The sequence below is a fragment of the Cyclobacterium sediminis genome (assembly GCF_054781075.1).
Window position 1 is genome coordinate 510,156 of the sequence record NZ_BAAGVC010000044.1, and the last position, 15,864, is coordinate 526,019.

Here is a 15,864-nt window from a genome sequence, read left to right on the forward strand (position 1 = left end):
TCGGATTAAAATGATATATTTGTAATCGCATGAAAAATCGAAATTCAAAATAATCTATGATTGAACTGAAGTATTTTGGTCATTCGACTTTCTTGGTGGAAATAGGAGGGAAATCACTGATATTTGATCCCTTTATTTCACCCAATTCCCTTGCCTCCAACATTGAAATTGATAAGATCAAAGCAGATTATGTTTTGGTCAGTCATGGACATGAAGATCATGTTTTCGATGTGGAAAAAATTGTTACAAACAACAAGGCCACATTGGTTTCAAATTTTGAAATCGTAACCTGGTATCAGAACAAAGGAGTCAAAAATGTATGGGGGATGAATCATGGTGGGGCCAAGGCATTCGATTTTGGAAATGTCAAGTATGTGAATGCCATCCATAGCAGCGCCCTTCCGGATGGTTCATACGGTGGAAATCCCGGTGGGTTTGTAATTGAGTCGGCGCAGGGCACCTTTTATTTCGCAGGTGATACCGCTTTGAGTTATGACATGAAATTAATTGGAGAATCATTTGACATTGATTTTGCAATTTTACCAATTGGGGATAACTTTACCATGGGTATTACCGATGCATTAAAGGCTGCTGAATTTGTTGGGACCGATAAAATTATTGGCATGCACTATGATACATTTGAACCAATTAGAATAGATAAAATTAAAGTAAAAAGAGAGGCAGAAAAAAGTGGGAAAGAATTGATTTTGCTAAACATAGGAGAAAGTATTTCGCTATAAAAGACAATGGGAAAAGTAATCGCAATAGCCAACCAAAAAGGAGGCGTAGGAAAAACCACTACTGCCATGAATCTTGCAGCCAGTTTGGCTGTGTTAGAGTACAAAACCTTGGTGATCGATGCAGATCCCCAGGCCAATACCACGTCTGGGCTAGGCTTTGATCCTAAGGAAATAGAAACAAGCATTTATGAATGTATGGTCAATGAAAGTGATATCAATGAAATCATTATATCTACTGAAATCGATCATTTGGATTTGGTGCCTTCACATATAGACCTGGTAGGAGCGGAAGTGGAAATGGTAAACCTGGAGGACAGGGAGGAGAAGATGCGGAGTGTGATTCAGGAAGTAAGGGATCGATATGATTTCATCATCATCGATTGTTCACCCTCTCTAGGGCTAATCACAATCAATGCATTGACCGCTTCAAATTCTGTAGTAATACCTGTTCAATGTGAATACTTTGCATTGGAGGGTTTGGGTAAATTATTGAATACAATCAAAATTATTCAAACCAGGTTAAATCAAGAACTTGAGATTGAAGGTATACTATTGACAATGTATGACGTTAGACTAAGACTATCCAACCAAGTTGTGGAAGAAGTACGCATGCATTTTAAGGACATGACTTTCGATACCATTATTCCTAGGAATGTTAAATTAAGTGAGTCACCTAGCTTTGGTATGCCGGTAGTGGCTTTTGATGCCACAGGGAAAGGAGCTGTTGCCTACTTAAATTTGGCCAATGAAATTGCCATTAAAAATGGTATGGCGAAAGAAAATTGAATAAATAATAACAATGGCTGTTAATAAATCAAATGTTAAAAAAAGAGGTGCCTTGGGTAAAGGTTTGGGTGCCTTGTTGAAAGATTCTCCCGGAAAGGAGAAAAGTGGCGACAATAGTGAAAAACAAAACCCTGTAGCAGGAATTTTTGAAGTGCCTTTAGAAGAAGTTCAGGTAAACCCTTACCAACCTAGAACCCATTTTGATAAGACGGCCTTAGAAGAGCTGTCGGACTCTATAAAAGTACAAGGGATTATTCAGCCCATTACTGTAAGAAGACTTGCTGATAATGAATATCAGTTGATTTCAGGGGAAAGAAGGTTTCAAGCTTCCAAACTCGCCGGACTCAAACAGATCCCTGCCTACGTTCGGACAGCCAATGACCAGCAAATGCTGGAAATGGCCCTAATTGAAAACATTCAAAGGGAAAATCTTAATGCCTTGGAAATTGCGCATTCCTACCAGAGACTATTGGCAGAATGTGAACTTAAACAAGAACAACTTGGGGATAGGGTAGGTAAGAATCGGACTACCGTAAACAATTACCTTCGTTTATTGAAATTGCCACCGGATATTCAAGCCGGTATTAGGGATCAAAAAATCAGTATGGGTCATGCCAGGGCATTGATTAATATTGAGGATGTAGACAAACAACTTGCCATCTTTAAAAAGACGGTGGAAGAAGAGTTGAGTGTAAGGAAGGTGGAAGCCTTGGTTAAGGAATTGAATGATGGATCCCCTAAAAAAGCAGATAAAGAGAAAGAAGCTTTAGATCCTGTAAAAAAATATGAGATCAATAAGCTTCAGCAGAAATTGGCTTCACATTTTGGTACCAAGGTTTCTTTAAAGTCCGACAAAAAAGACAAGGGTGAAATTAAGATTCCCTTTCACTCTACCAGTGACCTTAACAGGATCTTGGAAATTTTAGAATTGATCTAAGTGAAATGCCGATTTTTCATTATGGCAAATAAAATTAATCCTAAAACAAACCAATTGCATATTGTTTTAGGATTTTTGTGTCTTTTTCTGGTTCATTCTGTAAATGCTCAAGAAATAGATAGCAATACATCCCTGACCGACTCTATAGGTATTGAAGCGCCTAAAAATGTTAAAGATCCTAAAAAAGCGATCTATTTGTCTTTAATTTTCCCTGGAGCAGGTCAGGTTTATAATGAAAAAGTCTGGAAATTACCTTTACTTTACAGTGGCGTTTCTACGGCAATTTATTTTTTGAACTTTAACAATAGAAGGTACAAAGAATTTATTGCTGCCTTGGAGATAGTAAGGGAGGGTACAGAAACCAACCCTTTTCCCAATTTAAATGAAGATGGAATTATAAGAAATGTCAATTACTGGAGGAGAAACAGAGATGCCATGTACATGGTTTTTGGAGCCATATATGCTTTAGGGGCTGTAGATGCTTTTGTAGATGCCCATCTCTCGGGATTCGATGTTAGTGATGACCTTACCTTCAATCTTGAACCAAGTATGGAGCCCATGTTGGCCAATAATAATGCCATTGGGCTTTCATTAAAAATAAAATTTTAATATGAATATTCTGATATTAGGCTACGGAAAAATGGGGAAAATTATCTCCCAAATGGCTGAGGAAAGAGGCCATCGTATTGTGGCCAAAATTAATATTGAAAATGTGGCAGATCTGGATCATTTGAATACAGATGAAATAGATGTTGCCATCGAATTTAGCCAACCAAGTTCTGCAGTAGGTAATATTACCTGGTGCATGCAACACCATGTGCCGGTGGTGGTGGGAACAACAGGGTGGATGGATGAGAAAGAGGCGATGACTGAGCTATGTGCCCAAAAGAACGGCGCTCTCTTCTATGCTTCAAATTTCAGCATAGGTGTAAATATCTTTTTTAAGGTCAATGCCTTCCTTGCCAAATTGATGAATGATCAGACAGCATATCAAGCCGACCTGGAAGAAATCCATCATACAGAAAAGAAAGATGCGCCAAGCGGTACTGCCATAACCTTGGCTGAAGGATTGATCAATAATAACAAAAGATATTCCAAGTGGAAATTAAAAGAAGGTGATGGCCAAACTGATGAAGGAGTGCTGCCCATTACTTCTAAAAGAATTGACCCGGCTCCGGGAACACATATTGTATCCTATACGTCCGAAATTGATGATATTACCATAAACCATACCGCACACAATAGAAAAGGTTTCGCGTTGGGGGCTGTATTGGTGGCAGAATGGCTACCCGGTAATAAAGGTGTTTTATCAATGAATGATTTTTTGGATTTTTAATTAATAAAAAATGAGTCAAGAAAAAAACAAAAAATCAGCTTCCAGAGAATGGATTGATGCATTGCTTTTTGCCGTTATTGCAGCAAGTTTAATCAGGTGGTTGCTATTGGAACCTTTTACCATCCCCACAGCTTCAATGGAAAAATCTCTGTTGGTGGGGGATTTTCTATTTGTAAGTAAAATGCACTATGGTACCAGGGTACCGAAAACCATTCTTCAAGTTCCGCTGACCCACCAAAAAATTTGGGGTACAGAGCTAAAGTCTTATTCTGAAGCCATTCAATTGCCCTATTACAGGTTACCCGGCTTTACTTCCATCAAAAGAAATGATGTGGTGGTATTTAACTTTCCGGAGGAATTTCAATACCCCGTGGATTTGAAGACCAATTATATCAAGCGGGCTGTGGCTATTCCGGGAGATGTCCTGGAAATAAAGGAAGCGCAATTGTATGTCAATGGAAAGGCCAGTGAAAACCCGGAAGAAATGCAGTTTTCATATGATGTCATTGTCAATAGACCTTTGAATGCGGAGTTTTTTGACAGGTATGGCATTAACCCTGATAGCTACTATCCATTTTCTGATAATTCTGGCTATTTTGTCTTTGCTACAGATGCAATGATCAAGGAGCTTGAACAATCTCCGGCCATATCTTCCATTCAAAAAAGGATCAGTAAACCGGGGCAAGGGGATGCCAATATATTCCCCGATGGAGCCTACTTTAAATGGAATAAGGATAATTTTGGTCCCCTAGAAGTACCGGCAAAAGGGAAAACCATCACCCTTGATGAAGAGAATGTTAGGAAATACTCTTTTACCATTGAAAAGTTTGAAGGGCATGAAAATGTTACTGTAGAAGACAATAAATTGTTTATCGATGGGGTGGAACAACAGACCTATACCTTTAATCAAAATTATTATTTCATGATGGGAGATAACAGACACGATTCCCTAGATTCAAGGTTTTGGGGATTTGTGCCTGAAGATCACGTAGTAGGAAAGGCCTGGTTCCTCTGGTTGTCTTTAGAAAAACACAAAACCATGTTTAACAAAATCAGATGGGACAGATTTTTTAAACCCATTAATTGATAATATATCTTGGTGTAGCAATTTAAAAGTTCAATTCTAAAATAAATTGCTAGTTCACAACAAACAAATCCCCGGACGATACAATGGTCTGGGGATTTTGTGTTTAGCGTCTATTAAACCCGGATTAAGCCATAGTGTTAATGATATCTGCTGAACTTTCTTAAGGGGAGGGTTGCAATCACAAGAAAATCAGCTGTATAGGGATTATAGCATAGCATTGCTATGGTGAAATTGTAAAAAAGAGGTAAATAGCTGGTTTTTAGTTAATTAAATCATATTGGCTGTTTTGTTTTAATCATTATTATCAAAAGTATGGGTTACCATTGAATTGGGGCTACTCCATTTTTAGTCAAGTAAGCATTGGTTTGGCTAAAATGTTTGCAACCTAAAAATCCCCTATGAGCAGATAATGGACTTGGATGCGGAGATTGTAATTTGAAGTGTTTATCAGCGGGTATGACTACTGCCTTCTTTTGGGCATAAGCCCCCCAAAGCAAAAACACTAGGTTGGATTTATGTGCAGCCAATTTTTCAATCACCGCAGTAGTAAAGGTTTCCCAGCCTTTTTTCTGATGGCTCCCCGCCTTGTGTGCTTCCACTGTAAGTGTAGCATTCAGCAATAAGACCCCTTGTTTAGCCCATCTTTCCAGATTCCCATTGGAAGGAAAAGGTAGATTGAGATCACTCTTTAGCTCCTTAAAAATATTCAACAGTGATGGAGGAAAGGGAATTCCCTCCTTCACAGAAAATGCCAAACCATGCGCCTGTCCGGGACCGTGATAAGGATCTTGCCCTAGAATAACTACTTTGACTTTTTCTACCGGACACAAGTCAAAAGCTTTAAAGATGGAATCACCCTTGGGATAGATCGTTTTGGTTTCATATTCTGTTTTAACAAAATTCACCAATGATTCAAAGTAAGGCTTTGAAAACTCATCTCCCATTAATTGTTTCCAACTATTTTCTATTTTGACGTTCATAAATAGGTTTTCTATTGGTATATTTGAATTAAGGATTCAAATTTCGGATAAGTTTTGTATTAAAAAAACTAAATGGCAACTGCAATAACAGAAGGGATAAAAATAAGTGTGGAAGCAAGCTACCAGAAAGAGTTTTCGAACCCTAATATGCATCATTTTGTGTTCACCTATAAGGTGACCATTCAAAATTGCAATCCTTTTACGGTACAATTGCTTCGAAGAAGGTGGGAAATTCATGATGCTGCAGAAAGTCTTAAGCTTGTGGAAGGAGAAGGTGTGGTTGGTCAGCAGCCTGTATTGGAACCCGGAAATACGCATACCTATTTATCTGGATGTACAATCAAATCAGGAATGGGTAAAATGAAAGGTAATTTTTATGTTGAAAAATTAAACGATGGTAAAATGCTAACTGTAACCATTCCGGAATTCCAACTTATCGCCAATATTTTCAACAATTGATCTTTCAATAATGCTTTTCCACATTCGGGAGTATTTTCTTTATTTTTTGCACAAAGAAGATCAACACAGCTTACATTCACCTTATTATTTTAATTTGTATAAAGATTTAAAATCTTACCTGAAAGAAAATAAAAGCGGTAACCCGAAAATTGAAAGACTAAGAAAGAAATTTCTTTCCTCTAATCAAGAAATTCTTCGAACCGATTATGGTGCAGGATCCAGGTGGAGTAAGGGACAAAAGCAAAAAGTGGCTGTTATTGCAAAACATGTAAGTAGCCCTCTGAAATTTTCACTTTTGTATCAGTTTCTTTGTAAACTTAGTCCGGCCAATACTGTTTTGGAACTTGGAACATCTTTGGGGATCAATACGGCTTACCTCGCAGCTGTTTGCAAAGGGGAACTGTATAGCTATGAAGGGGATCCCATACTGACGGGGTTGGCGCGTGAGCACCTGTCCCAAGAATCCCATATAAACTTGGTGACAGGGAATCTAAATGAGACCCTTAGGATGTCCTTATTGGCCTTGAATAGCGTAGATTTTGTTTTGATAGATGCCAACCATAGGTATGTTCCCACAATAGATTATTTTAAACAAATAGTACCGAAATTACATGCGGAAAGTATTTTGGTAATTGCAGACATCCACTGGTCGAAGCAGATGAAAAAAGCCTGGCAAGAATTAAAAAATTACCCATCTGTAACCGAAAGCATTGATTTTTTTGACTGTGGTGTATTATTTTTTGGTAAGCATGGAGTTAGAAATGACTATATCCTAAATATTTAAATTAGGTATAGGTAAAACTTGACTTGGTTTTCTATGCCTAATTCATCCTTTTTTCAATTTTAGTCAAATCTGGATGATTTTAAAGTCCTTGGTTGCTAGTTGGTATTATTGTTTTAATGTAGCAGTGGAAATCAACTTTAGTAATCTATGAACCTTTAGGCATGGTAAAAAAATGCCAGCTTTTTTTACCATGCTATTGGGTTGCATACTTTGTAAAAACATTATAATTTGGTCATTTAGCTTGATTCCTTGATATGCCATGTAAATTGCTGGTTAATCGTAAGGATAAAAAGAGGCTGATGTTGATTTATGAGGAATATTTAAAGCAGAAAGCGAAAAAAATATTGGTCTGATAATTGATAGGCTTAGTAAGATATATGAACGTAAGTAAATGTCGCGGTAAAAATGAAGTATGCAATTGTAAAGTGTTTTTATTTGTATGAGTGAAGGAGAGAATAATAATAAAAGCAGTATAAATGTAGACAAAGGAAAAAATATTCTAATTATCGTTTTGGTAATTTTAGTAATTCTTAGTGGGTGGAGACTTTTAAATGATCACCGTGAAAAATCTAGAATCAATGAAGAGGTAACTCATTTGACTGAAGAAAACAATCAGTTGAATACCAGACTTGATTCTGTTACAAGAGAATTGGATGTTAGAATTAACGAAATTATCAGCCTTAATGGGGATGTTGAAGCCCTGGTTAAGGTCAAACAGCAGTTGGAAAGAGAGCGAAAGCTAGATAAAAACAGGTCCGCCAATGATATTGCCAGGTTGAATGCTCAAATCGATAGTTATTTAACCTTATTGGAAGAAAAGGATGCAGATATTGTTCGATTGAAAGCCCAAAATGTGCAGCTTTTTTCTGAGAATAAAGAGTTAAAATCAGACAAGTTTGAGATTGAGGAGGAAATGGCCAAAATAAACAAGAAGACAGATGATCTTGAAAAAAAAGTGAATCTTGCTTCTCAACTGAAAGCCGAAAACATTGTTGTGGCTGCTGTAAATTCCAGGGGTAGAGAGAGGGAAGGAGAATTTAGGAACAGACAACTTTCAAAATTGAAGGTTTCTTTTAATATTTCAGACAATAAAGTGGCTGAAACCGGTATGAGAGATGTTTTCATTCAGGTTTTGTCTCCCAATGGGCAAGTGATATTTGACATAGCCAAGGGTTCGGGTACCTTTGAGTTAAATGGTAAAGAGCATTTTTATACTTTGAAGCAAGATTTTGTTTTTAATAATACCCAACAGCAATTGACTTATTTTTATGAGAAAGGGTCCGATTATGTCAAGGGAAACTATGTGGTCAAAATTTTTTCCGATGGTTGGGAAATAGGTGAAAGTAGTTTTGAAATAAAATAAAAGCGTATTTTTTTGATTATTTGGGCATTTAGCTTAATTTTGCAAACTGTTTTAAATTATTAAACAAAAGTTAAAAAGAATGTTCCAAAAAAATTATGAAACGGTATTCATCCTTACTCCCGTTTTGTCTGAAGTTCAGATGAAGGATACCGTAGACAAGTATGTAGGCTTGTTAAAGGAATTGGGAGCAGAGGTAGTAAATGTTGAGAACTGGGGCCTAAAAAAATTGGCTTATCCTATCCAAAAGAAAACTACCGGATTTTATGTATTGGTTGAGTACAAAGCTGATCCATCTGCAATTCAGAAGTATGAGATAAATTTCAGAAGAGATGAGACCGTATTGAGGTTTCTTACGACTGTTATGGACAAACATGGTTTGAAATACGCAGAAAGAAGAAGAAAAGGTGAATTCAATAAAAAATCTGAAGCTAAGGAGGAGCCAGCAAAATGACATTAAAAAACGAACCAATCAACAGAGAGCAAAACAGAAAAAAATACTGTAGGTTTAGAAAATTAGGTATCAAGTATATCGATTATAAAGATCCTAACTTCTTGCTTAAATTTGTGAACGAACAAGGTAAAATTCTTCCTAGAAGATTGACAGGTAACTCTGCAAAATTTCAGAGAAAGGTTGCTCAGGCCATTAAGAAAGCCAGACATTTGGCATTATTGCCTTACGTAGCAGACGGCTTGAAATAGTTTGTCTGTAATCCTTCACCTAATAAAATATTTTAACAATGGAAGTTATCTTAAAAACAGATATAAAAGGACTAGGGTATAAAAATGACTTGGTAGATGTAAAACCAGGTTATGGAAGAAATTACCTAATACCTCAGGGCTTTGCTTTACTTGCTACCTCTTCAAACAAGAAGATTTTGCAAGAAAATATTAAGCAAGCAGCCCATAAAGCAGAAAAAATTAAATCAGAAGCTGAAGCTGTAGCGGCTAAGTTAGAAAGCATCACGTTAGAAATTAAAGCAAAAATAGGCGATTCCGGAAAGATTTTCGGAAAAGTGACAACTTTGCAACTTTCTGATGCTTTGGCAGAGAAAAATATTGATATTGACCGTAAGAAAATATCTATCAACCAGCCGGTTACTACTTCAGGTGAATACGAAGCTGAAATTGATCTTCACAGAGAAGTCAAAACCAATGTGAAGTTTGTGGTCGTAGCTGAATAGTTACAACTAAAATATTGAATTAAAAAAGCCAGGTTTGTCCTGGCTTTTTTAGTTTACAATGGCTTTCTCTAAGTCGGCTATTAACTTTTTGGAAACAGATCGGATGCTCTTACTTTTAGCCTCTTTCAAAAGTTCCAATGCAAGCATTGATTTCATTTTTAGACCATCAGGATTATGGTCAAACCGATAACTGCCTAAACACCACTTCAACTCAGCAGCCAATTCTTCATTGATTTTTAATTTGTTAAGTTTTTCGATGGTGTGCTCTACAGATTTTTCTAAAAGTGCTGAATCCATTTTATTATTTGTTAAAGGTTATAGTAAATTTTTTAACAATATTATCAATAATTATTAAATATTGAAATTTTACTCAAAAAATATTTCTTATCCATATTTAATAGAGTGTATGGTTGTAGATAATATAAATATAGATTCCTTTTCAACTTAGGTTTCCATTCCCTCATATTTTCATTAATTTGATCTTTAATTCAGACCTCAATTAAGGTTCATTTTATTTAATTGATTCAACAATGAAAAGTTTTAGAACTACTTTCCGCTTTAAGCAGTGTGACAAAGGAATTCACCATTCATCAAATATAATTACCATAGGATCTTGCTTTTCAGAAGTGATAGGAGAAAGGTTACTTGATTGTAAATTCAATGCCTTAGTGAACCCCTATGGGACAACATTCAACCCCGCATCTATTTTTAATCTTTTAATAAAGTCAATTACGGGTAAGCCTTTGGATCCTGACTTGTATTTAAATAGACATGATCATTTTTTTCATTACCAGCTTCATTCCTCTTTTAGTGGTACTTCCGTTGAAGCGCTTGAAATGAAAATTGGAGGAACCCGTATTAAGGTAAGTGAACAGTTAGAATCTGCTACTCATTTATTTATAACGCTAGGGACGGCCTTTGTTTATCGCTTACTGGAAAATGGTAGTATAGTAGCCAATTGCCACAAACAGCCACAAAAGTATTTTTCAAAAAGCCTTTTAGGCTTGGATGAAATGATGGAAGGCTTTAATGCTTTTTATCAAAATATTTTGTTAATTAACCCGGGTATTCAAGTGGTTTTAACAGTGAGTCCGGTGCGCCATATCAAAGATGGAATTAGTCAAAATCAGCTAAGTAAGAGCTTGCTCAATATACTTTGCCACCAATTGGTAGCAGCCTATCCTGAGATTTATTATTTTCCGGCCTATGAAATAATGATGGATGACCTCCGAGATTACCGCTTTTATAAGGACGATATGATTCATCCCAGTTTCATGGCTGAGGAGTATATATGGGAGCAATTTCAAACTGCTTTTTTCAATGAGGAAACCAAAGACTTGATTCAACATGTTGATCAAATAAAACGTAACCTTAAACATCGACCATTCAATCCTCAGTCTCAAGCCCATCAAAAATTTCTTCTAAAACTAAAAGAATTGATTTCTTTGATGCCTGAAAATCTCGATTTTTCCCATGAGAAACAATCCATTGAGGAACAGCTGAAGTTGTTTTAATAGTATTTTATTACCGGAAGTATGAACGCCAATCAACTGATAAATAGTAAAAGTATATACTTACAACAGCATGCCCATAATCCGGTAGAATGGTACCCTTGGTCAAAAGAGGCACTCGATAAAGCGAAGCTTGAGAACAAACCTATACTGGTTAGTATTGGGTATTCAGCTTGTCATTGGTGCCATGTTATGGAAAGGGAAAGCTTTGAAGACCTGGAAGTAGCGGACTTGATGAATGCCCATTTTATATGCATAAAAATTGATAGGGAAGAAAGGCCTGACCTGGATAATATTTATATGGAAGCAGTACAGGTAATGGGCTTACAGGGGGGCTGGCCACTTAATGTGTTTTTGCTTCCCAATCAGAAACCTTTCTATGGAGGGACTTATTTCACAAAAGATCAATGGATAAAAGTGCTTTCAGGAGTTGCCCGGGCTTTTTCTCAAGAATACAAGGAACTAGTAAAAAGTGCAGAAGGCTTTGGCCAAAGTATCGAACGGTCCGTAATAGACAAATATGGTTTAAAGAAAAGAAATACTGGTTTTTTACCGGAGAATGCTAGGGAGCTGGCTAGAAAACTGGCGAAGGGATTTGACCCTGAATGGGGAGGAATGAAAAGAGTGCCGAAATTTCCAATGCCTACAATTTGGAGCTTTTTATTGGACATGGCCATTTTGGATGATCAAAAAGACTTGGGTGAAAAGGTTTGTTTTACCTTGGAAAAAATGGGTATGGGAAGTATTTATGATCACTTGAGTGGTGGTTTTTGCAGGTATAGTGTGGATGGTAAGTGGTTTGTGCCTCATTTTGAAAAAATGTTATATGACAATGGTCAGTTGCTGAGTCTCTATAGTAAAGCTTACCAATACAATTCTAATGCCCTTTTTAAAGAAAAAGTTATTGAAACAATAAGCTGGCTACTTAATGAAATGTGTAGCCCTGAAATGGGTTTTTACGCTGCAATGGATGCAGATAGTGAGGGAGAGGAAGGGAAATTTTATACTTGGACATATTCTGAGTTGGAAGATGAGCTAGGGGGGGATTTGGATTGGTTTTGCCAATTGTATGGAATTAAAAGGCAAGGGAATTGGGAGCCCAATGTAAATCTACTTTTTCAGACCAAATCCTATACAGAAGTTGCTGAGAATTTTGGATTTACTCTTGATGCTTTTCAATACAAATTGACAGAAGTAAAACAAAGATTATTATCAAAAAGGACGCTTAGGACCAAGCCGGGATTGGATGATAAAATCATCAGTGGTTGGAATGGATGGATAATTGATGGATTATGTCATGCCTATCTGGCAATTGGTGAGGAAGAAATTAGAAATACTGCTTTAGCGAGTGGGAATTTCATTTGGAACCACATGGTCATTGAAAATGTGCTGTATAGAAATTACAAAGACAATGAAGCCTACACGCCTGCATTTTTGGAAGACTATGGAGCAGTAATCCAATGCTTTATTTCCCTTTATAAAATTTCTTTTGATCCACTTTGGCTAAACAGAGCGGAATGGCTAACTCAGAAGGTCATGGAAAATTTTTACGATGAGGAAGATGGGATGTTTTATTTTAATGACCCTAAAACTGAAAAGTTGATCGCCAATAAGAAGGAGATTTTTGACAACGTTATCCCTTCTTCCAACTCAATAATGGCAAGAAATCTTCATCAACTGGGGCTATATTTATACAAGGATACTTATCTTGCGCAAGCAAAGAGCATGTTGCAGTTGGTTAGTGAAATATTAATGAAAGAACCGGATTTTCTAGCCAATTGGGCAAACTTTTATTTAGAGCAATCGGTACCTACTGCTGAAATGGTAATTGCAGGAAAAGAGGCTAGCGAGCTTGGCTTAACACTCCAGAAAACCTACCGGCCCAATACAATTGTTGCTGCAGATACCAACGCAAACATTGTGCTTCCAATATTGGCGGATAAAATGGGGGAGAAATCTACTTTTTATGTTTGCTTTGATAAAACTTGCAAGCAACCTGTTGACACCATAGAAGCTGCCATTCAGCAACTGCCAAAATTGCCCAAGACTAAACAATAAGATGAATAGTGGAAGATCTCTTTGGACATAGTTACCCTTCAACAAGTAAAAACTTGTATGCAGACATTATCCTGCCTGTGCCTATACCCCGTGCATTTACTTATAGTGTAAGTCCGGAAATTCAGGATGAGATAGGAATTGGATATAGGGTAATGGTTCAATTTGGAAAAAAAAGAATCCTGACGGGGATTGTGGCTAAAGTTCACCAAAAAGCTCCTGAGGCCTATAAGGCCAAGCCCGTCTTGGACTTACTGGATGATTACCCCATAGTCAATGCCTTACAGATAAAATTCTGGGGCTGGATAGCGGGCTATTATTGCTGCCATATCGGCGAAGTTATGAATGCAGCTTTGCCCAGTGGCTTGAAACTTTCTACAGAAAGTAAGGTACAAATTCATCCTGACTTTGATCTAGAGAACCCGAATTTCCCGATGGATGATAGGGAGTTGGCCATATTAGAAGTGTTGGAGAAAAATCAGGAGATGAATGTAGATCAGCTTGAGCCATTGGTGGTGGCCAAGGACCTGCATAAAATTATAAAAAGTCTCTTGGCAAAAAAAGCCATTCTTGTTTACGAATCGGTTAAGGAAAAATACAGCCCTAAAACAGAAACAAGGGTGCGCTTTTCTCCTGAATACTTATTGGAGAGCAATAAGTTAAATGGGCTGTTTGAAAAAATTAAAGGCAAAGAAAAGCAAGAAAATGTCTTGCTCAAATACCTACAGCAAGTACCGGTATTCAATAACCAGGAACTTAATGAAAAAGGATTGTCAAAGAAAGTTTTGACAGATGCAGGTTGTTCTCCTTCATCTATTGAAACCCTTGTGAAAAATAAGGTCTTTGAAAGTTTTAAAGTGAAAATAAGCCGTTTTGATCCCATAAAAATTGATGAGCGACCTATTGAGCTTTCACAAGATCAAATGGAGGCCTATGAATCCATCCAGCATGAATTTGGCAACAAATCTACGGTACTTCTCCATGGAATTACGGGCTCAGGGAAAACAGAAATATACATAAGGTTAATCAATGATGTTTTAGATAGCGGTTCTCAGGTACTGCTGTTATTGCCTGAGATTGCTTTGACTACGCATTTGGTTTCAAGGCTTCAAAAGGTGTTTGGAGATAAAATGGGGATTTTTCATTCCAGGTATTCAGACAATGAAAGGGTAGATGTTTGGCAAGGGGTGTTATCCGGAAAGTATAATTTTATTATTGGTGTAAGGTCTTCTTTATTTTTACCTTTCGACAGTTTAGGGCTGGTTATAGTAGATGAGGAACATGAGCCTTCCTACAAACAATTTGACCCTGCACCTCGATTTCATGCCCGGGATGCTGCCATTATGTTAGCATGGCTGCATCAGGCAAAAACTGTTTTGGGTACTGCCACCCCGGCATTTGAAAGTTTTTACAATGCCCAGAATGGTAAATACGGATATGTAAAAATGGACAAACGCTATGGAGGGGCAGAATTACCTCATTTTCACCTGGCAGACATACTGAAAGACAAAAAAAAGAACTTGCTTAAACTGGATTTTACCAGACTGATGAGAGAGAAAATTCAAGAGGCGCTCAACAATCAGGAACAAGTCCTTATTTTTCAAAACAGGAGAGGATATGCGCCCTATATTTCTTGTGAAGAATGTGGTTGGATCCCTGAGTGTGAACATTGCGATGTGAGTTTAACTTATCATCAATACCAGAATGAATTGAGGTGTCATTATTGTGGATTTAAAGAAAAGGTTCCCAATAAATGTCAGGCTTGTGGAAGTGAGAAAATCACTACAGTTGGTTCCGGTACCGAAAGGATAGAGGAGAACCTTTCTCTATTGTTTCCGGAAGCGAGAATACTAAGAATGGACTTGGATACCACACGTAGTAAGTACGGTTATCAAAAGATTTTAGAGGAATTTGGATCCGGCAATGTTGACATATTGGTAGGGACTCAAATGATTACCAAGGGACTTGATTTTGACATGGTTTCTTTGGTAGGGATTGTTGATGCGGATCGGATATTGTTTTACCCTGATTTTAGGTCCGGAGAAAGGGCTTTCCAACAAATTACCCAAGTAGCAGGAAGAGCCGGAAGAAGAAATAAAACAGGTAATGTAATTGTTCAAACAAGAAGGCCTGATCAACTGATTTTCAAGGAGATAATTGAGGGTAAGTATACTGAATTTTACCGACAGGAAATGGGGGATAGACGGCAATTTTTTTATCCTCCTTTTGTCAAAAATATTAAAATTGTTGTCAAACATAAGGATTTTAAAATTACGGAAACAGCTGCATCGCAATTGAAAAATTTACTCTCTGATATTGATGGAAGGAAGATCATATTAGGTCCTGAAAAAGCACTGATTGGTAAAATAAAAAATTTATTCCATTTTGAAATATGGATTAAACTTGAAAGAAGTTCACAAGCCCAAGAACATTTTAAGCATGAAATGTCCCACAAGATTTCAGCATTGCAGGGAGACAAGCGTTTTCGGTCGGTTAGATTTTTAGTGGATGTTGATCCATCTTAGTTTGTGTTCGGCATATGTGATTTTAGGACGTATTAAAATAATTCTGGCAGGTTTTGGGTTTAAATTCAAACTGTAAGCCAGGTATGCTTTATTACCAAAACATAACTTGATAGTTTTACT

17 protein-coding genes are annotated in these 15,864 nt (G+C 37.1%); 15 read left to right on the plus strand and 2 right to left on the minus strand.

Annotated features, from left to right (window positions below):
• Positions 1-56 precede the first annotated feature (56 nt).
• Genes ACYVHJ_RS23940 through lepB form a run of 6 tightly spaced genes read left to right on the plus strand, consistent with a single transcriptional unit; the run spans position 57 to position 4,886 of the window.
• Positions 57-740 carry an MBL fold metallo-hydrolase gene (locus ACYVHJ_RS23940; protein ID WP_460520307.1) on the plus strand — a complete coding sequence of 228 codons (684 nt, stop codon included), beginning with the start codon at positions 57-59 and terminating at the stop codon, positions 738-740.
• A gap of 6 nt (positions 741-746) precedes the next feature.
• Entirely contained in the window at positions 747-1,526 is a 780-nt protein-coding gene (locus ACYVHJ_RS23945) for a ParA family protein (RefSeq protein WP_339901951.1), read from the plus strand.
• Between the two features lie 13 nt (positions 1,527-1,539).
• Positions 1,540-2,463, plus strand: coding sequence for a ParB/RepB/Spo0J family partition protein (locus ACYVHJ_RS23950; protein ID WP_339901952.1), 924 nt, complete (start codon positions 1,540-1,542; stop codon positions 2,461-2,463).
• 21 nt (positions 2,464-2,484) lie between these two features.
• Positions 2,485-3,072, plus strand: a complete 588-nt coding sequence (locus ACYVHJ_RS23955; RefSeq protein WP_339901953.1) for a DUF5683 domain-containing protein — start codon at positions 2,485-2,487, stop codon at positions 3,070-3,072.
• Between the two features lies 1 nt (position 3,073).
• Positions 3,074-3,799 (plus strand): 4-hydroxy-tetrahydrodipicolinate reductase, encoded by a 726-nt coding sequence (gene dapB, locus ACYVHJ_RS23960; RefSeq protein ID WP_339901954.1) that lies wholly within the window; start codon positions 3,074-3,076, stop codon positions 3,797-3,799.
• A gap of 10 nt (positions 3,800-3,809) precedes the next feature.
• On the plus strand, positions 3,810-4,886 hold the full coding sequence (gene lepB, locus ACYVHJ_RS23965; RefSeq protein ID WP_460520313.1) for a S26 family signal peptidase: 1,077 nt from the start codon (positions 3,810-3,812) through the stop codon (positions 4,884-4,886).
• Between the two features lie 317 nt (positions 4,887-5,203).
• Here lepB and ung read toward each other — a convergent pair whose 3' ends face one another.
• The gene (gene ung, locus ACYVHJ_RS23970; protein ID WP_460520316.1) at positions 5,204-5,866 is read right to left on the minus strand and encodes a uracil-DNA glycosylase; all 663 of its coding nucleotides are present in this window, start codon (positions 5,864-5,866) and stop codon (positions 5,204-5,206) included.
• Between the two features lie 72 nt (positions 5,867-5,938).
• Between ung and apaG the strand changes: the two genes are divergently transcribed.
• From apaG to rplI, 6 genes are all read left to right on the plus strand, one after another.
• Positions 5,939-6,325 (plus strand): Co2+/Mg2+ efflux protein ApaG, encoded by a 387-nt coding sequence (gene apaG / locus ACYVHJ_RS23975; RefSeq protein ID WP_339901957.1) that lies wholly within the window; start codon positions 5,939-5,941, stop codon positions 6,323-6,325.
• 94 nt (positions 6,326-6,419) lie between these two features.
• A complete protein-coding gene (locus tag ACYVHJ_RS23980) occupies positions 6,420-7,109 on the plus strand; it encodes an O-methyltransferase (RefSeq protein WP_460520319.1) in 690 nt (229 codons plus the stop codon).
• A gap of 439 nt (positions 7,110-7,548) precedes the next feature.
• Complete coding sequence (locus tag ACYVHJ_RS23985) at positions 7,549-8,472, plus strand: coiled-coil domain-containing protein (protein WP_339901959.1); 924 nt, start codon at positions 7,549-7,551, stop codon at positions 8,470-8,472.
• 79 nt (positions 8,473-8,551) lie between these two features.
• Complete coding sequence (gene rpsF / locus ACYVHJ_RS23990) at positions 8,552-8,923, plus strand: 30S ribosomal protein S6 (RefSeq protein WP_339901960.1); 372 nt, start codon at positions 8,552-8,554, stop codon at positions 8,921-8,923.
• Positions 8,920-9,171, plus strand: coding sequence for a 30S ribosomal protein S18 (rpsR, locus tag ACYVHJ_RS23995; protein ID WP_014022376.1), 252 nt, complete (start codon positions 8,920-8,922; stop codon positions 9,169-9,171). Before rpsF ends, rpsR begins: the two co-directional genes overlap by 4 nt.
• Positions 9,172-9,209: 38 nt before the next feature.
• Entirely contained in the window at positions 9,210-9,653 is a 444-nt protein-coding gene (rplI, locus tag ACYVHJ_RS24000; RefSeq protein WP_339901961.1) for a 50S ribosomal protein L9, read from the plus strand.
• Positions 9,654-9,701: 48 nt separating this feature from the next.
• On the opposite strand, the gene ACYVHJ_RS24005 is transcribed toward rplI, so the two are convergent.
• On the minus strand, positions 9,702-9,950 hold the full coding sequence (locus ACYVHJ_RS24005) for a hypothetical protein (protein WP_339901962.1): 249 nt from the start codon (positions 9,948-9,950) through the stop codon (positions 9,702-9,704).
• Between the two features lie 233 nt (positions 9,951-10,183).
• On the opposite strand from ACYVHJ_RS24005, the gene ACYVHJ_RS24010 reads away from it, so the two are divergent.
• The 3 genes from ACYVHJ_RS24010 to priA are packed head-to-tail and all read left to right on the plus strand — an operon-like array spanning position 10,184 to position 15,744.
• Positions 10,184-11,167 (plus strand): GSCFA domain-containing protein, encoded by a 984-nt coding sequence (locus tag ACYVHJ_RS24010; RefSeq protein ID WP_460520326.1) that lies wholly within the window; start codon positions 10,184-10,186, stop codon positions 11,165-11,167.
• Between the two features lie 21 nt (positions 11,168-11,188).
• Positions 11,189-13,222: a thioredoxin domain-containing protein gene (locus tag ACYVHJ_RS24015; protein ID WP_460520329.1), complete on the plus strand. Its 2,034-nt coding sequence runs from the start codon at positions 11,189-11,191 to the stop codon at positions 13,220-13,222.
• Positions 13,223-13,230: 8 nt separating this feature from the next.
• Complete coding sequence (gene priA, locus ACYVHJ_RS24020; RefSeq protein ID WP_460520332.1) at positions 13,231-15,744, plus strand: primosomal protein N'; 2,514 nt, start codon at positions 13,231-13,233, stop codon at positions 15,742-15,744.
• The last annotated feature ends 120 nt before the right edge of the window (positions 15,745-15,864 follow it).

What these genes read in the sequence shown, in the direction of transcription:
- ACYVHJ_RS23940 (WP_460520307.1), top strand. Translation starts at nt 57, where the DNA reads ATGATTGAACTGAAGTATTTTGGTCATTCGACTTTCTTGGTGGAAATA.
- ACYVHJ_RS23945 (WP_339901951.1), top strand. Translation starts at nt 747, where the DNA reads ATGGGAAAAGTAATCGCAATAGCCAACCAAAAAGGAGGCGTAGGAAAA.
- ACYVHJ_RS23950 (WP_339901952.1), top strand. Translation starts at nt 1,540, where the DNA reads ATGGCTGTTAATAAATCAAATGTTAAAAAAAGAGGTGCCTTGGGTAAA.
- ACYVHJ_RS23955 (WP_339901953.1), top strand. Translation starts at nt 2,485, where the DNA reads ATGGCAAATAAAATTAATCCTAAAACAAACCAATTGCATATTGTTTTA.
- dapB (WP_339901954.1), top strand. Translation starts at nt 3,074, where the DNA reads ATGAATATTCTGATATTAGGCTACGGAAAAATGGGGAAAATTATCTCC.
- lepB (WP_460520313.1), top strand. Translation starts at nt 3,810, where the DNA reads ATGAGTCAAGAAAAAAACAAAAAATCAGCTTCCAGAGAATGGATTGAT.
- ung (WP_460520316.1), bottom strand. Translation starts at nt 5,866, where the DNA reads ATGAACGTCAAAATAGAAAATAGTTGGAAACAATTAATGGGAGATGAG.
- apaG (WP_339901957.1), top strand. Translation starts at nt 5,939, where the DNA reads ATGGCAACTGCAATAACAGAAGGGATAAAAATAAGTGTGGAAGCAAGC.
- ACYVHJ_RS23985 (WP_339901959.1), top strand. Translation starts at nt 7,549, where the DNA reads ATGAGTGAAGGAGAGAATAATAATAAAAGCAGTATAAATGTAGACAAA.
- rpsF (WP_339901960.1), top strand. Translation starts at nt 8,552, where the DNA reads ATGTTCCAAAAAAATTATGAAACGGTATTCATCCTTACTCCCGTTTTG.
- rpsR (WP_014022376.1), top strand. Translation starts at nt 8,920, where the DNA reads ATGACATTAAAAAACGAACCAATCAACAGAGAGCAAAACAGAAAAAAA.
- rplI (WP_339901961.1), top strand. Translation starts at nt 9,210, where the DNA reads ATGGAAGTTATCTTAAAAACAGATATAAAAGGACTAGGGTATAAAAAT.
- ACYVHJ_RS24005 (WP_339901962.1), bottom strand. Translation starts at nt 9,950, where the DNA reads ATGGATTCAGCACTTTTAGAAAAATCTGTAGAGCACACCATCGAAAAA.
- ACYVHJ_RS24010 (WP_460520326.1), top strand. Translation starts at nt 10,184, where the DNA reads ATGAAAAGTTTTAGAACTACTTTCCGCTTTAAGCAGTGTGACAAAGGA.
- ACYVHJ_RS24015 (WP_460520329.1), top strand. Translation starts at nt 11,189, where the DNA reads ATGAACGCCAATCAACTGATAAATAGTAAAAGTATATACTTACAACAG.